The 19,621-nt window shown below is 40.3% G+C and carries 19 protein-coding genes; 4 read left to right on the forward strand and 15 right to left on the reverse strand.

Going from position 1 to position 19,621, the window contains the following annotated elements:
• Nucleotides 1–626: 626 nt before the first annotated feature.
• From ACOT8F_RS16420 to ACOT8F_RS16435, 4 genes are all read right to left on the reverse strand, one after another.
• Nucleotides 627–797 (reverse strand): hypothetical protein, encoded by a 171-nt coding sequence (locus tag ACOT8F_RS16420; protein WP_421652996.1) that lies wholly within the window; start codon nucleotides 795–797, stop codon nucleotides 627–629.
• Complete coding sequence (gene spoIIP / locus ACOT8F_RS16425; RefSeq protein WP_421652997.1) at nucleotides 790–1,953, reverse strand: stage II sporulation protein P; 1,164 nt, start codon at nucleotides 1,951–1,953, stop codon at nucleotides 790–792. Before spoIIP ends, ACOT8F_RS16420 begins: the two co-directional genes overlap by 8 nt.
• Before the next feature lie 135 nt (nucleotides 1,954–2,088).
• On the reverse strand, nucleotides 2,089–3,267 hold the full coding sequence (gene gvpT, locus ACOT8F_RS16430; RefSeq protein ID WP_421652998.1) for a GvpT/GvpP family gas vesicle accessory protein: 1,179 nt from the start codon (nucleotides 3,265–3,267) through the stop codon (nucleotides 2,089–2,091).
• Between the two features lie 156 nt (nucleotides 3,268–3,423).
• Nucleotides 3,424–3,765 (reverse strand): YflT domain-containing protein, encoded by a 342-nt coding sequence (locus ACOT8F_RS16435; RefSeq protein ID WP_421652999.1) that lies wholly within the window; start codon nucleotides 3,763–3,765, stop codon nucleotides 3,424–3,426.
• A gap of 200 nt (nucleotides 3,766–3,965) precedes the next feature.
• Between ACOT8F_RS16435 and ACOT8F_RS16440 the strand changes: the two genes are divergently transcribed.
• The gene (locus tag ACOT8F_RS16440) at nucleotides 3,966–4,325 is read left to right on the forward strand and encodes an MmcQ/YjbR family DNA-binding protein (protein WP_421653000.1); all 360 of its coding nucleotides are present in this window, start codon (nucleotides 3,966–3,968) and stop codon (nucleotides 4,323–4,325) included.
• Here the strand turns inward: ACOT8F_RS16440 and ACOT8F_RS16445 are convergent.
• Nucleotides 4,278–4,667, reverse strand: a complete 390-nt coding sequence (locus tag ACOT8F_RS16445; protein WP_421653091.1) for a DUF3231 family protein — start codon at nucleotides 4,665–4,667, stop codon at nucleotides 4,278–4,280. The genes ACOT8F_RS16440 and ACOT8F_RS16445 overlap by 48 nt on opposite strands.
• Before the next feature lie 369 nt (nucleotides 4,668–5,036).
• Here ACOT8F_RS16445 and ACOT8F_RS16450 point away from each other — a divergent pair, with 369 nt between their 5' ends.
• Nucleotides 5,037–6,458, forward strand: coding sequence for a Na+/H+ antiporter NhaC family protein (locus ACOT8F_RS16450; protein ID WP_421653001.1), 1,422 nt, complete (start codon nucleotides 5,037–5,039; stop codon nucleotides 6,456–6,458).
• 27 nt (nucleotides 6,459–6,485) lie between these two features.
• Here ACOT8F_RS16450 and ACOT8F_RS16455 read toward each other — a convergent pair whose 3' ends face one another.
• From ACOT8F_RS16455 to ACOT8F_RS16485, 7 genes are all read right to left on the reverse strand, one after another.
• On the reverse strand, nucleotides 6,486–7,130 hold the full coding sequence (locus ACOT8F_RS16455; RefSeq protein WP_421653002.1) for a TetR/AcrR family transcriptional regulator: 645 nt from the start codon (nucleotides 7,128–7,130) through the stop codon (nucleotides 6,486–6,488).
• A gap of 75 nt (nucleotides 7,131–7,205) precedes the next feature.
• Nucleotides 7,206–8,234: an ABC transporter permease gene (locus ACOT8F_RS16460; RefSeq protein WP_421653003.1), complete on the reverse strand. Its 1,029-nt coding sequence runs from the start codon at nucleotides 8,232–8,234 to the stop codon at nucleotides 7,206–7,208.
• Nucleotides 8,224–8,958, reverse strand: a complete 735-nt coding sequence (locus ACOT8F_RS16465) for an ABC transporter ATP-binding protein (RefSeq protein WP_421653004.1) — start codon at nucleotides 8,956–8,958, stop codon at nucleotides 8,224–8,226. The genes ACOT8F_RS16460 and ACOT8F_RS16465 overlap by 11 nt, the downstream gene beginning before the upstream one ends.
• Before the next feature lie 148 nt (nucleotides 8,959–9,106).
• Entirely contained in the window at nucleotides 9,107–11,524 is a 2,418-nt protein-coding gene (locus tag ACOT8F_RS16470; protein WP_421653005.1) for a heavy metal translocating P-type ATPase, read from the reverse strand.
• 83 nt (nucleotides 11,525–11,607) lie between these two features.
• On the reverse strand, nucleotides 11,608–11,814 hold the full coding sequence (copZ, locus tag ACOT8F_RS16475) for a copper chaperone CopZ (protein WP_421653006.1): 207 nt from the start codon (nucleotides 11,812–11,814) through the stop codon (nucleotides 11,608–11,610).
• A gap of 19 nt (nucleotides 11,815–11,833) precedes the next feature.
• Nucleotides 11,834–12,178, reverse strand: a complete 345-nt coding sequence (locus ACOT8F_RS16480; RefSeq protein WP_421653007.1) for a metal-sensitive transcriptional regulator — start codon at nucleotides 12,176–12,178, stop codon at nucleotides 11,834–11,836.
• A gap of 73 nt (nucleotides 12,179–12,251) precedes the next feature.
• Nucleotides 12,252–12,563, reverse strand: coding sequence for an iron-sulfur cluster biosynthesis family protein (locus ACOT8F_RS16485; RefSeq protein WP_421653008.1), 312 nt, complete (start codon nucleotides 12,561–12,563; stop codon nucleotides 12,252–12,254).
• Between the two features lie 397 nt (nucleotides 12,564–12,960).
• Between ACOT8F_RS16485 and ACOT8F_RS16490 the strand changes: the two genes are divergently transcribed.
• Complete coding sequence (locus ACOT8F_RS16490; protein WP_421653009.1) at nucleotides 12,961–14,142, forward strand: MFS transporter; 1,182 nt, start codon at nucleotides 12,961–12,963, stop codon at nucleotides 14,140–14,142.
• A gap of 191 nt (nucleotides 14,143–14,333) precedes the next feature.
• Here the strand turns inward: ACOT8F_RS16490 and ACOT8F_RS16495 are convergent, their stop codons facing one another.
• The 3 genes from ACOT8F_RS16495 to ACOT8F_RS16505 all read right to left on the reverse strand — a co-directional run bounded on the left by ACOT8F_RS16495 (nucleotide 14,334) and on the right by ACOT8F_RS16505 (nucleotide 17,764).
• A complete protein-coding gene (locus tag ACOT8F_RS16495; protein WP_421653010.1) occupies nucleotides 14,334–15,260 on the reverse strand; it encodes a S66 peptidase family protein in 927 nt (308 codons plus the stop codon).
• A gap of 454 nt (nucleotides 15,261–15,714) precedes the next feature.
• A complete protein-coding gene (locus ACOT8F_RS16500; RefSeq protein WP_421653011.1) occupies nucleotides 15,715–17,043 on the reverse strand; it encodes an FAD-dependent oxidoreductase in 1,329 nt (442 codons plus the stop codon).
• A 349-nt stretch (nucleotides 17,044–17,392) separates the two neighbouring features.
• A complete protein-coding gene (locus ACOT8F_RS16505; protein ID WP_421653012.1) occupies nucleotides 17,393–17,764 on the reverse strand; it encodes a DUF948 domain-containing protein in 372 nt (123 codons plus the stop codon).
• A 293-nt stretch (nucleotides 17,765–18,057) separates the two neighbouring features.
• Here ACOT8F_RS16505 and fdhA point away from each other — a divergent pair, with 293 nt between their 5' ends.
• Entirely contained in the window at nucleotides 18,058–19,275 is a 1,218-nt protein-coding gene (gene fdhA, locus ACOT8F_RS16510; protein WP_421653013.1) for a formaldehyde dehydrogenase, glutathione-independent, read from the forward strand.
• The last annotated feature ends 346 nt before the right edge of the window (nucleotides 19,276–19,621 follow it).

Below are 19,621 nucleotides of genomic sequence, written 5' to 3' on the forward strand. Positions count from 1 at the left end.
ATTATTATCCGTAAATAGTATTTTTTTAATTAAACTTCCATGAGAAAATTGATTTCATCCTCTTCTTACGCGAACGGGTGCTTGGTTTAACTGCAACTTCATGAATTGTTGCAGTAAATATTTCATATTGTTGATGTAAATGAGGTCATAGTTGAACAAAAGGGATAGATTAAGCAGAAATAATTCTGGCTTACCTATCCCTTTTTATTTTCTGTCTTATATTGTTTGACATTCTTTACTGATTCATCACTTCAGCGTATCTATCCCTTTGATAAAAGCTATTTGCGTTTACAAAGTCTATAAAACTGATGAACCACTGTTTCATCTGGCTCAAAAGAGTTTTTATAAGTAGGGTTTTTCCCTAAACCAAAAGCCAGACCTTGCTGCATAAAAAAGAAACTCCTTCAACCCCAAATAGTATAAATATCAGGTAGATGGAAGCTTAAAGATCAAAAAGACTGTATTAAAGTCTGGGCTGGGCGGCTAAAAGTGACGTATCCTATAAAATCGAATGGATAATTCCTCCAGTTAAGACAACATTTTATTCAGAAAATATAGATAACCTAAGTCAATGATTTATTCGATTAACAATCCTCAATACATTTGCTCATGTTTAAAATTCATTTTTAGCCATTCAAATGAATTCCTTCCTTATTCAGATAGCCCACAGTAAATAAGAACCCAGTTATAAAGAAACTAGCAGTCAATACAGAAAGCCCAGTAAAAAAGTAGGCGAGAAGCATCGTCGCAAATGTGAAAATTAGCCATTTAAGAGAAGAATGTAATTTTTTAGCCATTTCCATTTACTTCCTTAGCATTTTGATGCTTCCAGTAATAATCAGAAAAAACTTCAGAAAACGCATCTATCGTGCGATTCAGTTCATCTATATGATTATCGACCCCTCCGACCTCAATTAGGATGGCCTTATTGGAGACTTCTTGATTATATATTCCGTTTCCATTGCGTTTGGTTTTTAGGAAAATCCCGCGGCTAATACCAGGGTGCTGTTTCTCTAATTCACTATTTAACTGTTTAGCAAAATCAAGATTTTCCTGGTAATTTGGGTTTTCTTTACCTATAACGAAATATAACCTCGCGTATTTTTTTCCATTAATGGTCTTCGTTGTCATATCTCCTTTGGCAGAATCCCGGTGAATATCAATAAAATAATGCAGGCTTTTTTGTGCAGATGCAGCAGCTTCCACTATGCTGCCAGAAGCAGTATAAGCCTTATTCCATAACATGTCTCTCTTTTTTAATTCATTAGTCATATTGGTTTCATCGTGTTTCACGCCAATGCCTTTGTTAAGCAAATCATTAGTGAGCCATTCCCCTAATCCAATCACATTGACGCGCTTGTCAGAACTGGTAGCAGTCGTTTGGCTCGCATTTTGAAGATAAGGAGCAAAAGCCTCCCAGCTGTGTGTGTGATAGATAAAGACAGACGGTACTTTAGGAATGTTTTTCGGATTGACCTTTACGGCAGTATTCTGCTTATCTTTTTTTAGTTTATCTTCGGCTACTTGTTTTTCATGCAGCATGGCTTCAGGCGGAGGGGCGGACTCGTCAGGGATATTGCTCATATTTGTCCCTTCTCCTGCGACAGCAATTTCTGTATCATACTCACTGAAACCGGGCAGCTCATTTCCTAAAAATGAGCGTGAATCCGTAGGTTTAATGTTTGTAGCAAGATGGATGGTAAGATTGGATAAATGAGATGCAGAGAACAGATCACTTTTATATTCAGGAAAATAATACTGATTTTCCGATTTGAAAAAATAAGTAAAAACATCTCTGCTGCCGATGCCATCCAGCGCTTTCGTAATGCCGATGGAATCAATTTTAAGATTTAAAACAAGCATGAAAGCAGCAAGGAAAAAAAGAAGTATACCAAGCAGTGTATGAAAATATACACGGATGAATGTGACATTTTCGTATTTTTTACGATTCAAGCGGACAACCCCCTCCACATGTAAACATATGAAGGGGACCTTCTTAATATGAATGAATTCCTAAACCTCACAAAGCTCTCAAAAGATCTGAACACAAAAAAAAGCCTGATCTCGATCAAAATCAGGCATGTAGAATTAGTTTCTGGGAGATGTATCATCATTACTTGAAAGAACTGTTGTTTTATCCTTTTTTCTTCTATTAGCAGGCTGTTTCTTTTCCTTTTTATCTTGCTTAGTGGCTTCATTATCTTGAGCCTTATTTTCTTCTTCTAGATTGTTGTTTTTGTTGGTCTCCTCTGGTTGGTTATCATCGTTATCTTGCTTAGAAGATTTCTCATCCTGAACGTCATCTTCTTTCACTTCACTAGCAGGCTGTTTGTCGTCATCGTTATCTTGCTTAGAAGATTTCCCATCCTGAACGTCGTCTTCTTTCCCTTCACTAGCAAACTGTTTGTGGTCATCGTTGTCTTGCTTAGAAGATTTCTCATCCTGATCGTCATCCTCTTTATCTTCACTAGCGGGAAGTTTATCCTCAACCTGAACGTCGTCTTCTTTCTCTTCATTGCTGCTGTCACTATTCGATTCATCATCATCTTCATTAGAAGGTGATTGGTTTTCCTTCAGATCCAGCTTAGAACCATCTTCTTCTTGGTGGTCATTGTCTTTACCAGCAGACTGTTGATTATCCTGGTCAGAGTCTTCTTGATCCTTTTCTTCTTCATCCTCATTGCTGCTGTCACTATTCAATTCATCTTTTTTTTTATTGTCAGATTGTTGTTCTTCTTTCTTTATCCGGCCGTTGTACTCTTCTTCTTCCTCGTCTTCATCTTCTTCGTTTTCCTTGCTTCTTTCATTGTTATCGGTGTTTTTAAGCTGATTCATTTTTTCTTCTACTTCTTTGATCTGCTCCTGCAGCTTTTTCTTTTCTTCATCTAGCTGTTCATACTCTTCACTGTTTTCGTTTTGCGCTTCGTTGGAGTGCTTCTTTTCTTCGGTGCTGTTCTGTTCTTCTTCGGAGCTCATTTCTTTTTCATCCTCGTCTTCCGGCAATTTGTTTTTGCCTGTCAGTTTGCTGAAAGCTTTCTTAATTGTTTCTTTTCCGGCCTCTTTACTGCTGCCAAGCTTTTTTGCTATAGACTCTAAGCCTTCGCCTTTATTTTTCAGCGCTTCCTTACCCATCATGGTAAGTAGTTTTTTGCTTTTTTCCGGTGAGGCAAAATAGCCCACGGCAGCACCAAGAAGTCCCCCGGCTACCGTCCGTTTCACAGTACCGCCCCTAACCATGTTTTTTGCTAGTTTTGCTTTGTTCAACATCTGCACGCCTCCTGTTTTTACTTTCTATTTGATGTTTTCACATTGCATGGAATCTTTTCTTAAAATTTTAAGATGTACATTCGTTGTAATTGATCGATTTGATGTCAAAGTTTAAGAAAGGAGCCTTCCTAAAAGAAAAGGCCTTTTACAAGACCTTTAAAAAGTTACCTCATCTTGATTTGTCACAATCAGCAGCGTTTTTCCCTTATCCAGTTCTTCTTCCAGCTCTTCGGCTTTTTTGACATCGAATCCGATTTCTTTCATTTTCGATACAAGCTTATCATCCTTGCTTCTGAATATATTTTTGGTAGCAGTACCGATACCGGTTACTTTAACGCCAACTTTATTGGCATCTGTTTCTTTTCTTGAACGTCTCACATGGTCATTATCATGAGAAAGAATGTAAATGTCTTCATCACGCACACCATTGTTTCTAATCTTATCAATCGATTCTTTCAGCGTTTCATCGTTATGGAATAATTTAAATTTTGGATTCAATTCTATCGCCTCCTATGGGAATGAATTTCCCCAATATGTAGAACATAAACCCGTTTGGTTGCTTTGGAATAAAATACTAATTCTTGATTTTTGCAGAAAAGGCAGGAAAGAATGTACGAAAGATGGAATAATTCATTGAAAAACATTGAATGGATAGAGAAATAAAGTGCCTATGATAGACCGAAAAAGGAGATTTCGTGATGGATAAAGACAAGCTGCATTTAACTTGTATTTCGCTAACTGGTACTGCTCATGATTATCAGCCTGACTGGCAGGCTGACCGCTATCATATTGGAGGAAAAATGTTTGCCATGATTGGCGGAGATTCTAAAGGAAAACCGATCATTACGTTAAAATGCAATCCAGTTCGTGCTGAAGAATTAAGGGAAATGTATGAAAGCATTATTCCTGGCTACTACATGAATAAAACCCACTGGAATTCCTTGTATCTAGATTCCTCTTTGCCATACGATCTAGTAGAGAATCTGATTCAGCATTCCTATCAGTTGGTTCTAGAAAAACTGCCTAAAAAAATACAGAGAGAGATTGTTTCTAAATAACCAATTAAAAAAGCCTGAAATCCATAAACTGGATTTCAGGCTTTTTTTTATTTTATTCACTTTGGTCATAACATAAATACGTAAAATTTGGGAAGTTACTTCTCTAGTATATTCAAATACATCTTTCGCAAAGATAGCAAATTTTACATCCAAGTCATTCCGCAGACTAAAGCCTGCTCCAAAGCTCTGTCCTCCAAGGCTGAAGTTAGAAAGCAGATAAATACAATACATCATCAGCTTATCGGGAAAAGGAGCTGTTTTTGAATTTGTCACTAAGCCTATAGGCATTTCAGGCATTTGAATATTGTTTTCCTGAAAGATTTTGGCTGATTCTTTGATGATCTCTTAAGGCTTTATTACTTTAATGTGGACAGGCACCACTATTCTCAGAGTGTCTGATCCCCTAAAACCACTATTTCACCACTATTTCCAAACATCTCTATCCTTCTTCTGATACTTTATATCTTCCTCTGTTTCTATTAACTCCATTGCTTTTTCTTTTAATTCTTAATCCATTACTTCGTCATACAGATTTCTTAATGCCTGAATAATATTAAATCGAATAAGGGTATATTGGTTTAACGCTGATGGGACAGGGACTCTTTAGAGCGGGAGCGTGTCCTCACCAAAAGATACTATAGCCACCCCGCGAATAAACCCCCATCTTTTTCCGCACTCTAATAAAATCATCTACTGAAAGGGTGAAGCCTGTTGCAGCATGATTGGTTTTCCGTCATTCCCTTTTTAATTGCTATTCCGATTGCTGTAAAAACGAAAGAGGTGCTGCCTGGGCTGTTCGCCGGTTTGCTGGCTGGCTCGTATTTGCTGCAGCAAAGTCCTGTTGGGGGGCTTCATAAGATGATTGATCTATTGGTAAAGGGGATCATTGATCCGGGAAACATTAAGATTTTTATTTTTCTATATGCGTTTACCGGTTTGATTGGAATGATCAAAATGGCTGGGGGAGTCAGGGGATTTGTAGAGCTGGCCTCGGCAAAAATTTCTTCGAAGAAAGAAGCTTTATTTTTAACTTACATATCAACAATCGGAACATTTGCAGCCCCGAGCTTCCGGTTTGTAACGATTGCTCCGATTATGCGGGCGCTTTTAAAAAAGGTGAAGATGTCCACTCAGGAATTAGGGTTTGTGATTGAAACGACAGCTACTCCCATCATTGTTCTGATTCCGATAGCTACAGCCTTTGTAGGGTATATGACCTCTTTGATAGATCTTTCGCTGGAAACAAAGCATATCAAAGCAGATTCTTATCAGTTATTTTTACAGAGCATTCCATTTAATTTCTTCTCCTATGTCTTAATTTTAGTCGGCATTTATTTAAGTTTTTTTCATCATTCAAAATCTACTGAAACGAGTGATCCAAAGGAAATAGGGAAAGATGGCGGGAGTGAAGAGGATGACTGGCACAACTGTGATCCTTCTGTCGGCAAGGATTTGCCTGAAAAACCGTGGAATTTGTTTGCTCCATTAATTCTCGTCATCGGCCTGACGTTTCTTTTTACTTGGTGGGATGGATTTCAAAAGGTGAAGGGGTTTTTTCCGGCTTTTATTAAGGCAGATGTAATGAGTGCGATGCTGACGGCACTGCTTGTTTCACTGATATTGACCTTCGTATTTTTCCGCTTTCAAAAAATGAAAACCAAGGATTTGCTGAGCAGTTTTATTCTTGGGGGGAATGATTTAATGTCAGTCATTGTGCTTCTTTCTTTAGTGTGGGGGCTGTCATCTGCGAGCGAAGAACTTGGTTTTTCCGGGTTCATCACAAGACACTCTCAGTGGATTCCATCGTCTCTGCTTGTACCGATTTTATTTCTTTTTGGAGCATTAGTGTCTTATTTTATAGGCTCAGCATGGGGAACATGGGGAATTTTGATGCCGCTTGGCGTTTCGGTGGCTGATGCTTCTGGGTTGTCTCTTCCGTTAGTCATCGGGACCGTTTTTGCGAGCGGAACATTTGGCGCATTTGCTTCGCCGTTAAGCGATGATACGAATACGATTGCCCGTATCCTTAACTTATCTGTTATTACTTATGCCCGGTATAAATTAAAACCGGCATTGATTGCAGCCGGAATTACCGTTGTGCTGTACGGCATTGCGTCGTTTCTGCTTAAATAGAAATGGCCTGGCTATGAAGCCAGGCCATTATCTAGGAGATAATCCATTCATCAAAATATGGATTGTTCTTTCGATTTCTTCCTCATCATTCCATTTTGCCTCGGGCATGATCATGTAACGTGCAATGAGATAACCAAAAATACTTGATAAAGTCATACGGATAACACTGTATGAAGGAGCTTCGATTATTTGCCCTTTTTTCTGGTAATGCTCGATGATTTTTTGAAATCTCTCCAAAATCTTTTTCGCGATGTGTTCTTTAAACTGTTCTTTCAGCTCTGGCTGAAAAGGAATTTCTTGAATGAGAATTTGCAGAAGCGGCATGTTTTTTTTCAAAAAAGCTGCCTGGTTCTCAATCACGGCCTTTAAAAAGTCTTCATATCGCCCAAAATCACGGTTTAAGACTTTGTTCAGATCCTTTATCACAAAAGGAGCAATCAATTTAGCCATCATTGGGGAAACGATGGAAAGAAGGAGCTCCTTCTTAGTACGGTAGTGTCTAAAAATGGTTCCTTCTGCAACGCCTGCTTTCTTGGCAATTTCACTTGTAGAAGTTGCAGCAAATCCTTTTTCTGCAAATGTCTCTATTGCAGCCGCCAATATCTTTTTCTGCTTTTCTGTCAGCGAGGCTTCTTCATTAAATAACTCTTCAATCATGTTTTGTTCCGGCATAGTTTACTCCTTTTAACCTTTTCCTTTCCTTCTATCTTAATGGATTTGGTTCAAAAACAAAAAGGGAAGCTGTCTTTAAATTTTTCGGTATTTTCTGAGAGCAATGACATTGAGGAGCATAAAGACAAGTGAAAAACCTGCAAGTACTGTTACATTTACCCAAATATCTTTCCATCCATAGCCTCTTATCATGACATCCCGCAATGCATCGGCTGCATAATAGAGCGGGGTTAGAGGGCCAATCCAGCTAAGCCAGTCTGAAATGCTCTCCAGGTTGAAAAGTCCTGAAAAGAAAATCTGCGGCACTACGACGAGCGGGATAAATTGAATCATCTGCAGCTCATTGTTGGCAAAAGAAGAAAGCAGGATTCCGAGTGTAAGAGCTGTCAGTGAAAGAAGCAAAGTGATCAAAAGCACATAGCCAAAAGCTCCTTCCATCAGCATATGGAGGACATAGATGGCGTATGCAGCAATAATCGTTGCCTGAACCATTGTGAAAATGCCAAACCCGGCGACATATCCTACAACAATTTCCCATTTTCTCAAAGGAGTGGATAAAAGGCGTTCAAGTGTACCGGTTGTGCGTTCTCTTAAAAAGGAAACACCTGCGATAAGAAATACAAAAAAGAAAACAAAAAATCCAAGCAATACCGGGCCAAAGTAATCGAACTGCCCCATATCCTTTGAGCCATGCAAATAGGTAACGTTCAGATCTTTTGAATTGGATGGCCCTTTAAGTGAGGTCAATGCTGTTTGTACTTGCTTTAGACTTGCTCCATTTACGGTTGGGTCGCTGCCTTCTAGATGAACGGAAGGCTTATTTTGCTGCAGAATGAAATAAGCGTCAATCTTTTGATTGGCTAAATCCTTTTTAGCTTTCTCTTCATTAGAATATTTTGTTATATCAGCATCCTTCAGGTCCATTTTCTCTAACATGGCAGAAGGCATGTCAACCAAACCGATTTTTGGCGTATAATCCTTTCCATCAAACACCAGGTGCAGCATAGTCAAAACGAGAATTGGCGCGAGTACGAGAAGGGCAATTGTCCGCTTATCACGCAGGATTTGCCTTAAAATTCGAAGGATCAAAGCACTAATTCTCATAAGAAGCACCTCCGTATACAAGAAACGCCTCTTCAATGGTAGCTGAATGGGTTTCTGCTTTTAGTTTTTCAGGAGTATCGGCCGCAATGAGCCGTCCTTCTCTAATGAGGCCAAGCCTGTCGCATTTTTCTGCCTCATCCATAACGTGGGTCGTGACGATAATGGTTGTTCCTTTGTTTTTAAGCTCATAAAATGCCTGCCAGATGCTTTTGCGGAGTACAGGATCAATTCCTACTGTCGGCTCGTCTAGGATAAGCAAAGAAGGTTCATGAAGAAGGGCAATGGCCAGGGAAAGCCTTCTTTTCATGCCTCCTGAATATTTGGCAACAGGCTTATTGAGGTGATCAGTAAGGTCAGTTATGCGCATCACTTCGTTAATCCTCTCCTTCTGACGAGCTCCTTTTAAACCATACAAGGCAGCAAAAAACTGAAGATTTTCTTTTGCTGTTAATTCCTCATAAAGGGCATCAGATTGAGCCATATACCCGATCTTTTCAATCGTTTTCAAGTTTGGCATTGGTTTTTCGAAAAGCAGATTTTCACCTTCAGAGGGGACATCCAGACCTGACAGCTGCTTAACCAAAGTGGTTTTGCCAGCGCCGGAAGGTCCTAACAGGCCAAAAATTTCTCCCTCATAAATGTTGAGGCTGATTTTCTTCAAAACCTGATGCTGGTGAAAGGATTTAGATACGTTAATTACCGAAATAATAGCCTTTTTATCCATAACTAAAATCACCTCTTCTTGTGTATATAATGAGTGATTACTCACTTTTATAATAAAAGGAAAACGAGGGATTGTAAAGAGAGTAATCGCTTTAATTCCAAGAATAAAAAAATCGGAGGAGATCTCCGATTTGTAAGAAAGGATCATGTTAAAGCTTCACTCTCTGCAGCCTTAAGGCATTTAAAACAACGGAAACAGAACTGAAGGCCATTGCAGCACCCGCAAGCCAAGGAGCCAATAATCCGATCGCGGCTATTGGAATACCGAGAACATTGTAGCCGAATGCCCAAAAGAGATTCTGCTTAATATTTCGGATCGTTTTTTTGCTCATCATGATGGCATCTGCGATGCTATTCAGATCGCCTCGCATTAACGTGATATCTGCCGCTTCCATAGCGACATCTGTACCTGTTCCGATTGCCATTCCGATTTCAGCAGCTGCAAGAGCAGGAGCGTCATTAATCCCGTCACCGACCATGGCGACTTTTTTGCCTTTTTTCTGAAGGGATATGACTTCTTCGGCTTTTTGCTCAGGCAGAACCTCTGCTATAACCTGCTCAATGCCAGCCTGTTCAGCAATGGCCAGGGCGGTTTTTTCATTGTCGCCTGTAATCATTATGACGGTTAAGCCTTGTTCTTTTAATCGGCAGATGGCTTTTTTGGAGGTATCTTTAATCGTATCAGCAACAGCCACTAAGCCGGCAAAGGTACCGTCAATACTTACCAGCATGGCTGTTTTCCCGTTTGACTCAAGTTCATCCATTTGCGTTTCTGCTGGTGAACTGTCAATTTCGTTTTGTTTCATTAGTTTTCTGGTTCCTATGAGAATGTTTCGGTTATCAATCAATGCACGTATGCCGAAACCAGGAATGGCTTCGAATTCCTGAACAGCCCTAAGAGGGATTCCTCTATCTTTTATTCCTTGAACAATGGCTTCAGCAAGAGGGTGTTCTGATTGATTTTCTGCAGAAGCGATTAATGACAGCATTTCACTTTCATCAAGGATAGAATGGTCAAGGATAAGATCTGTTAATACTGGTTTTCCGTTGGTCACAGTGCCTGTTTTATCTAATAAAATCGTATCAATGCTGTGTGTCCGCTCCAAATGCTCTCCGCCTTTAAACAGTATGCCATACTCTGCTGAGCGGCCTGAACCCGCCATGATAGAGGCAGGAGTAGCAAGCCCTAATGCACATGGACAGGCAATGACAAGAACGGCAATCATTTTCTCAAGCGCGGAGGCAAATTCACCTGGATTGACCCAGATAATCCAAATGAGGAAGGTAAGTGCTGCAATACCAACGACAATCGGCACAAAGATCCCTGATATCGTATCCGCCAGCCGCTGAATAGGCGCTTTGGAGCCTTGAGCTTCTTCAACAACCCTGATGATTTGGGCCAGCGCAGTATCGCGTCCGACCTTTACTGCTTTTATTTTGATAAAGCCATTTTTGTTGAGTGTGGCACCAATGACCGGGTCGAAAGCAGACTTATCGACTGGAATGCTTTCACCTGTAAGCATGGATTCGTCGATGGCTGAGCGGCCTTCAACAATTTCTCCGTCAACCGGAATCTTTTCACCGGGTTTTACCGAGATCAGATCTCCTTGAACGACATCTTCCAAGGGAATTTCCATTTCTTTTCCGTCACGCAAGACCATTGCTGTTTTTGCCTGCAGTCCCATCAGTTTTTTGATGGCTTCAGACGATCGGCCTTTCGCTTTCGCTTCAAACAATTTGCCAAGAAGAATTAACGTAATCAAAATGGCGCTTGTTTCAAAATAGAGCTCTGGCATTTGAGCGCCTGTGCCAAGTGACAAGAATGCCTGATAAAGGCTGTAGAAATAGGCTGCAGAAGTCCCGAGTGCTACCAAAACATCCATATTGGCGCTTTTATTGCGAAGTGCCTTGTAAGCACCTATATAAAATTGCCTTCCAATGATAAATTGAACAGGTGTGGCAAGTGTGAACTGCACCCACGGATTCATCACTATGTCTGGAAGGTAGAGAAACGACAGGAACTGAAAGTGACTGACCATTGCCCAAAGCAAAGGGAGAGATAAGATAAGGGAAACAGCGAATTTCCGCTGCTGCTTTTGAATTTCCTCTTGGCGATAATCATGATGTTCTTTGTTTTCATCCTTTTGAATCGCACCGTACCCGAGCTTTTCTACCCGATTTATTAAATCACGGGAGCTGAGAAGGGAAGGGTTGTATTCAATGGATGCACTTTCCAAGGCAAGATTGACGGAAGCTTGATTGACGCCTTCCAGCTTATTTAGTCCTTTTTCGATCCGGTTTGCGCAGGCTGCACATGTCATTCCGGTTATGGAAAACTTGGCTGTTTCAGTAACGACATCGTAGCCAAGGTCTCTTATTTTGGCCTGGAAATCGAGTGGGGAAACTTTGGCCGGATCATATTTGATAGAGGACCTTTCTAGAGCTAAATTGACGTTGGCCTCTTCTACGCCATTCATCTTTTTCAATCCCTTTTCAATTCTCACAGCACAAGCAGCACACGTCATCCCGGTAATCTGCATATTCGTTTCTTTCACTGGCTGGGCCATACCTATCGCCTCCGATACCCTACGGGGGTATATTTTTTCCGTAAATAGACGTGCTAGACCATGTATAGCACGTTTATCTGCTTTTATTCTTCGACTTCATAACCTTGATCATCAATGGCTTCTTTAATTTCATTCAAGGAAACTTGATCCGCATCATACTTCACATCTACTTTTCCTGCTTCCAGGTGAACTTTTACAGAAGCCACTCCAGCTAACTTTCCGACGCTGCCTTCGACTGCTTTCACACAATGCGCGCAGCTCATTCCGTTTACTTTTAAAGTTGTTTCCATATTAATCTCTCCGTTAAAGTTATTTTTTCATCAATTTTCCGATTGTCAGGATTAATTCATCTAATACTTCTGAATCGCCTTCTTCAATCCGGTCTACGACACAGGTTTTAATATGTCCTTCTAAAAGAAGCTTCCCCACACTGTTTAAAGCTGACTGGGTAGCTGCAATTTGCGTTATCACATCGTCACAGTAAGTATCTCTTTCAATCAGGCCTTTAATTCCTCGTATCTGGCCTTCAATCCGGTTCAAGCGGGTGGTTAAATTCTTTTTAACTGCTTCAGAATGATGGCTTTTTCTTTCGGAAGTGCCGCACATGTCGTGATTGTGGGTACTTTCGTTTACCTGTTCCAATTCTTTTCCCATTTTGCCGCCTCCATATATCCATCATAATATACCCCTATAGGGTATGTAAAGAGATCCGAGTTTTATGTTCAAGTTAATCGGTGATAGTGAATCGGACTCTGCTATTAAAGATTTGATTTCTGTTTTTTAGCACAAAGCTGTTATTGGAAAAATCAATCACTAGCTCGTCATCAAAAAAGTGTGCGAAATTTTCTCCTGTAATAAAAACAAAACCTTCTGCCTCTACTTTTTCTTCATAGCTTTCCAGCGGCCTGTCTTTTATCGCTTTGATTTCTGATACGGTATTAACAATATCACAGCTGCCTTTATCAAATGGAAGCATGAATACAGTACCTGCTGGTGCTTCGCTTAATTTTCTTTTTGCTTCTTGTGTTAGACGGATCATGATCATTTCCTCCTCTTTTAAGTACAATTCGTTCAATACCCTTATTATTTCATTTTGCTGGAAAATGAAATCAGCGTCAAAAATGATGATTTGTTTAGCTGTTTGAGGTTGTTAGGAGAATAAAATACAGTTTATCAGTAAACATATTCCAAATAACCTTTGTCATAGGATAGGATTAGTTCGTATAATTGTAACGAACCTTTGTAACGATAGGTTTTGCTTGAATGATAATTGTTTAGAATAAGAAGAAGAGTTCTTATTCTGAAACTTTTTAATAAAGAATATCGTAAGCTATTATGAGACAATGACTAGGTGTTACAATTGATTTGTTTTAATACATAGTGAACAGTTGCAGTGGGAGGCAAAAATATGAATACAGTTATAAGGAAGTCCTGTAATGTTGAGTAGTGAAAGTGCAAAAAGGGAATTTTTACTGCTGATTATTCCTCTTTTGATTGTTGAGTTTGTAAGGGGAGCTTTTATTATCAGCTATGTGCCAGACCTATCCGTAAGGCATGCCGGTATCTCAATTGCAGTTGTAGGACTTGCTGTTTCTATACACTTTATAAGTGACGCCATAACGAACCTCGTTATTGGCTATTTGATTAAACATGTGGGCACAAAGCTCGTTATTCAGTTCAGTTTTCTGATTTCTTCTGTCGGGTTAATTCTTGTCTGTATCTGGATGAATAACTTTACAGTACTGATTAGCTCATTATTGCTTGGGATCGGAATCTGTCCGTTATGGCTCGTTATGCTCACAAAAGCAAGCGGGGACAATCGCGGGCATAACATGAGCCTTGTTTATCTTGGTTGGCTTGGAGGACTTGGAGCAGGAACCATTTTAATGAACTATTTGCTGGAATTTGAAAAATTCCCGATCCTTTGGCTTCTGCCTATCTTAATGATTGCTGGCTGGATTATATTTAATCTTGTCATAAGAGATGAAATTGACCCTCATCAGACAGATCTTAAAACGCAATGGAAAGCTACATTGGAATTGCTGAAGAAAAGCAGACCTGTGATTCCCGGTACTCTTTTGCAGGGGATTTCAATGGGGATGCTCATTCCGATTCTCCCGTCATTTATCATTAAGCAAATGGGTTTATCACATACAGAATATTCTTTGCTTCTTTTGCTTGGAGGAGCAATGGCGGTTTTCTTTTTAGTGCCAATGGGGAAGGTTGCCGACAGGGCAAGCAAGGTTGGGCTCGTTATTCTAGGGTTTGGGGTGAGCGGCGTCTCACTGTTTCTTTTAGCTAACAGCAAAAATTTTGTGACAACACTCATTTATATCGTGCTTCTCGGACTCTTTTTCGCTGTTGTATTGCCTGCGTGGAACGCCTTTATTGCAGGATTTATTCCAGAATCCTTAAAGGAAGCAAGCTGGGGTATCTTTTCAGCTCTTCAAGGGGTAGGGGTGATGATCGGACCTACGCTTGGAAGCCTGTTAGCTCTTAAAAATAAAGCAGCCAATACGATTGAAGTCAGTGCTTCTATTTTTATTGGGATCTCGCTCATTTATTTAGTTTACTTTGTGGTAAGAAAAGTCCAGAAGCATAGAACAAGAACAAATTGAGTAAAAAGAAAAGAGCTGACTCTTAAAATGGAGTCAGCTCTTATGTTTTTCACGGTTTTTCAAGAAAAAAAAGAGTAAAAAGCAGTAAATTTTCTTGAAAAAATAATGATTACTGGAAGTAGATTCACTGGCCGAATGTACAATTCTACTGGATAAAGAACCCTGTATACTGTCCAAACAGCAAGGAAGCATTAAGCCGGGCTTACTTCAGGCTCGAGCACAATAAAGGTATTATTCAGAGTGTTCAATGCTGCTGTTGCTCCGATTGGAATCGCCGCTTTATAAAAACCATGTGCCGTCGTGACATTGGTCATAAGAGGTTTTCCGAGCGGAACCAAAAAGTCATTAATGAGGTCTTCATATGTCTTGCCGTATGCCGTTTTGCATTCTGTGCATTCCCCAATCACAATTCCAGCACAGTCATCGAACTTTCCTGCCACCTTTAAATGATTCATGTATCGGTAAACCTTATTGATTGATTCATGTGTTTCCTCAAGAACAAGTATTTTATCGGTTGTGTCAATTTCAAAATCCGTTCCAAGGCAATCGACAAAAGAGGTAAGGTTTCCACCTACGATTTGACCAGTGACATTACCAGGCACTCTGCTGATTTGGGAGATTCCAGGTGGATTTACAATTTGCCTTGGTGATTGAAATGTTGAGGTGGCAAGGAAGAATTGATTATAATTATAAGCTGGTGTTCCAGGAACGAAATCAAGCAGAAGCAAGCTTTGAAAGGCGACTAAATCGGCAAACTGGTACAGGACATTTAGAAGAATAGTTATGTCGCTGTAGCCGGATACAATTTTAGGATTCTGATTGATAATGGTGAAATCAAGATAAGGCAGGATGCCAAGAACGCCGACACCGCCTCTTGTAGGTAAAATCATCTTCACTTCTTTATTGGAGAACATCATCATTAAGTCAGCGGCTCTCTCTTGATCCGTACCGGCAAGGTAACCGTTTTGCGCATAAACGTAGTTTCCTAATATGACTTTAAAACCAAGATTCCGTAAGGTATTGATACCTTGATTAATCGTACTCGCAGCAAGCGGGCTGCCGAGCGTTACAATTCCAATTGTATCTCCCCTTTGCAGAATCGGCGGTTTTATGGTCATGTTGATTTCCCCTTACCTTTCATTTTCCTTGTGCTATATTTATTTTCTGGCAGGTGATTTTATGCCGTTCGTGGAGAAAGTTTTGAATGGAACCATAGGAAAAGGGCAGCTCTTATTTTGAGCTGCCCTGATTATTTCCTCATCATTTTTTATTATCTATCCCCATTTGAAGTGCTTGTCGCAGCTGAACAGTCGGCTCCGCTTTTCATTGTCCAGCTGCGCCTCCTAGCTGCTCGAGTCGCTTCAGAAAAATCCAAAAAGTCTAAGACCGGACTTTCTGGATTTTTCATCCAGCGCTTGTCACAGCCAAACAGTCGGCGCCGCTTTTCATTGTCCAGCTGCGCCTCCTAGCTGCTCGAGTCGCTTCAGAAAAATCCAAAAAGTCTAAGACCGGACTTTCTGGATTTTTCATCCTGCGCTTGTCGCAGCTAAACAGTCGGCGCCGCTTTTCTGCCTAGATCGCTTGCAGTCCAGCCTGGTTAAGAAAGTTCCAAGGCTTGTTGTAGTGGGGCTGGAAGAAGAAGTCTACGAAGCCCAGTTCGTCGATGGTCATTTCATTTTGGATACAGACAGACAGGGTGTTGACTGCTTGCGTTACGTCTGTTTCAGACATCACTTGTGCTCCGACGATCCTGCGTGTTTCTTCTTCATAGACCACTTTTAAAGTTACTTCATGGGAATCAGGCATAAATTCAGGTTTGTCATTTTCTTTAATTGTGATAGATTTCACATTCATGCCTAAATGAATAGCAGATGCTTCTGTCACACCGCTGGAGGCAATATTCATATCAAAAATTTTAATGCCTGATGTACCCTGTGTGCCCATGTAGCGAATGGTGGGCTTAACTAGATTTCTTGCTACAAGTGTACCCATGCGGACTGCATTTGTTGCAAGCGGGATATAAGCCGGTTTTTTTGTTGGGTTATAGGTAATGGCACAGCTGTCGCCTGCGGCAAAAATATCTTTGTTGCTTGTTCTCATGTAATCATCAACAATGATGGCACCATTGCCAAGCATGTCTGCTTTTCCTTTCAAAAGAGAGGTGTTTGGTTTAAATCCGATACAAAGAACAACGAGATCTGCCTCGTATTCTCCCTTGTTTGTGATAACTTTGGTTACATTTCCGTCAGCACCTTCAAACCGGTTAACTGTTTGCCCAAGAGCCAGATTGATCTTTTTGGAAACTAGTTTATTTTCAATCATGTCTGTAAATTCAGGGTCAAGGTACTTATTCAAGATTCGATCTTCACTGTCAATAAGAGTGACGTCTTTGCCATAATGCTGAAATGCTTCGACTAATTCTATTCCGATATAGCCTGCTCCAACAACTGTTATTTTGCTGGAGTGTTTTGCTTTCTCGATAATGGTTTTCGCGTGGTCATAGTTTTTGCAAAGCTGGATGTTATTCATCTGAATCCCTTCAATAGGAGGGATGACAGGCCATGATCCAGTTGTAACAACCAATTTATCATAAGCCTCCGTCATTTCTTCGCCTGTTGTTAAGTTTTTTGCTTTCACTGTTTTACGATCTGTATCGATAGAGGTAACCTCGTGCTTCATTTTCATGTGAATACCAAGATTGGCAAGGTGCTCTGGTGAAGAATAAAAAAGGCTTTCTGCTTTTTCAACAACTCCTCCAACATAAAGCGCTATGCCGCATGAGAGGAAGGAAACATTATCATTTTTTTCATAGACAGTAATTTCTGCTTCAGGATATAAATTTTTCATATTAGAAACCGCAGCTGTTCCAGCATGTGTACAACCGATTACAAGAACTTTCATCGAAAAAACCTCCTGATAATATATTGTGATGTATTTCACAAGAATATGTGAAATGATTCACATGTAACTTAATTCCTAGTATACTCGAATTTTTTCCAAATGCAATTAATTGTGAAGAATTTCACAAATTGTTCAATTTCAGATAAAAAGACTGTTCGCAAAGGCTGCTGCTCTTCGTATTTTGTTTAGAAAACGGTTATAGATAGGCTTCGTGGCATCTTTTCTTAAAATTAGCAGCTGTATAAATGTCCAGGTATTTATAAAGATGGAAAAGCAACAAAGTTTAAGATAAGCGCCATTAAAAAAGAGGGTGAAACAGCCTAACACATGCTGCTTCATCCTTTGTTTCCTATTTCAATTTAATTTGAACAGGCCTTCCTTGCTTTGTTTCAATGGTTTTCGATTGGATCACTTTTTTAGGGGCTGCTGCTTTTTTGACTGAGTTCGTTACCTGATGAATGACTTCGCCGACGTCATGCACGGATTCAAGTAAAGGATCAACTGATCTCATCTTGTCTTTCACATCAACTGTCACTTGGTTGGCTGTGTGGATAAATTGTTCGGCTTCCTCTGATAATCCATGAACAGCGGTTTTTACCTCTGCCATTGTTTCTTTCGTTTCGCTGAGGGTAACCATTCCTTTACGGAGGGTGAGGATCAAATAGACGACAAGGCAGATAAAAGCAACTGATACCGCTGCAATACAAAGCTGAACAAGCATGGCGAAGCCCCTTTCTTATACAAAGCTTTTTTAAACTTTATGTGGCGGCTGTCCATGTCATTCATCATTCTATTCGGAATTCGTCCGACAATTATAAAGGTCTGAAGTTTTATGACAATCTTCACGCAGTCATCTGTATGATCATTAAAAATTTTGCAGGCGTTGCCAGCCTCTTTCAAAGGCACTCTTCATGCGGCAGAAAAAGGAAGACTAAGCAGTTTATTTGTAGAAATTTCTGAAAGTTGTTATGCTTTTACAGAATGAAAGCGTTTTAATAGAGGAGGGACTTATGCATGGCAGGTAATAAAGCCGTTGTCTATGCAGGTGAAGGCAAAGTAGAGGTCAAGGATATTGGATATCCAGAGCTTATTTTGAGAGACGGTCCAGGAGTTAATCCTAAAAACGTAGGACGGAAATGTGATCATGGTGTCATTATAAAAATCATCACAACGAATATTTGCGGAAGTGACCAGCATATGGTGAGGGGCAGGACGACAGCACCTAAAGGTTTAGCACTAGGGCATGAAATTACGGGAGAAGTGATTGAAGTCGGACGGGATGTAGAATTTATTGAAAAAGGAGATTTCGTATCGGTTCCGTTTAACATAGCGTGCGGGCGCTGTGTGATGTGCAAGGAACAAAAAACACATATATGCCTGAATGTGAATCCGGATCGGCCGGGCTCTGCATATGGCTATGTCGACATGGGAGGCTGGGTAGGCGGACAATCAGAATATGTCATGGTTCCTTATGCTGATTTCCAGCTGTTAAAGTTTCCTGATAAAGATTTGGCAATGGAAAAAATTCTTGATTTAACGATGCTGTCTGATATTTTCCCGACAGGCTTTCATGGGGCCTATACAGCCGGGGTGAAAACAGGTTCAACTGTTTATGTTGCAGGAGCCGGGCCGGTCGGGCTTGCTGCAGCTCATTCAGCACAGCTGCTCGGTGCGTCAACGGTTATTGTAGGAGATATGAATACGGAGAGATTAGCGCAGGCAAGAAGTTTTGGATGTGAAACAGTCGATTTAAGCCAGCATGACAACCTTGGTGAACAAATTGATCAGCTTCTGGGTGAGCCGGTTGTTGACAGTGCTATTGATTGCGTAGGGTTTGAAGCTCATGGCCATGGGGCTGAAAGAAAGGAAGCGCCAGCTGCCGTGTTGAATTCCATTATGGATGTGACTCAGGCTGGAGGAAAGCTTGGCATACCTGGACTTTATGTAACGGAAGATCCAGGTGCATCTGATAATGATGCGAAACAGGGTTCTCTGAAAATCCGTTTTGGACTAGGATGGGCGAAGGCGCATACTTTTGTAACCGGCCAAACCCCTGTTATGCAGTATCATCGCGGGCTGATGAGGTCCATTTTAAGCGGAAAAGCACAAATTGCCAAAGCCGTTAATGCTACCTTAATTTCATTAGAAGAGGCTCCCCAGGGCTATAAAGATTTTGATAAAGGGGCAGCTAAGAAGTTTGTAATTGATCCTCATGGATCTGTAAAGCAGTAATATACTTGATCAGCTGTATTGTTATAAAAGGATAATATGGTCTTAAAGGTGCTCTACGTGCTGATAAGTTCCAAAACATTAATTATCAACGTTTTGAAGGCTCTCAGGCTTATGCTTATTTGGTTGGGGGCCTTTTTTATGTTTTAAAATATACTTTGACCACAATAGTCTATGAATTATAGCTCAAAATATCGTTTTTAAATTTTGTAGCTGTTTGTTCTTCTAAATGTCTGTTACATGAGTATATATATTTATTCATTGCCATTTGGATATTTGAGTGTTCCAGACGCTCTTGGACTTCTTTTGCTCGCAATGGCTTAAATGATTAATTGTTTTGAAGTGGATT

This window comes from Chryseobacillus diguaensis (genome assembly GCF_049220665.1).
Taxonomy (GTDB): domain Bacteria; phylum Bacillota; class Bacilli; order Bacillales; family Bacillaceae; genus Metabacillus_B.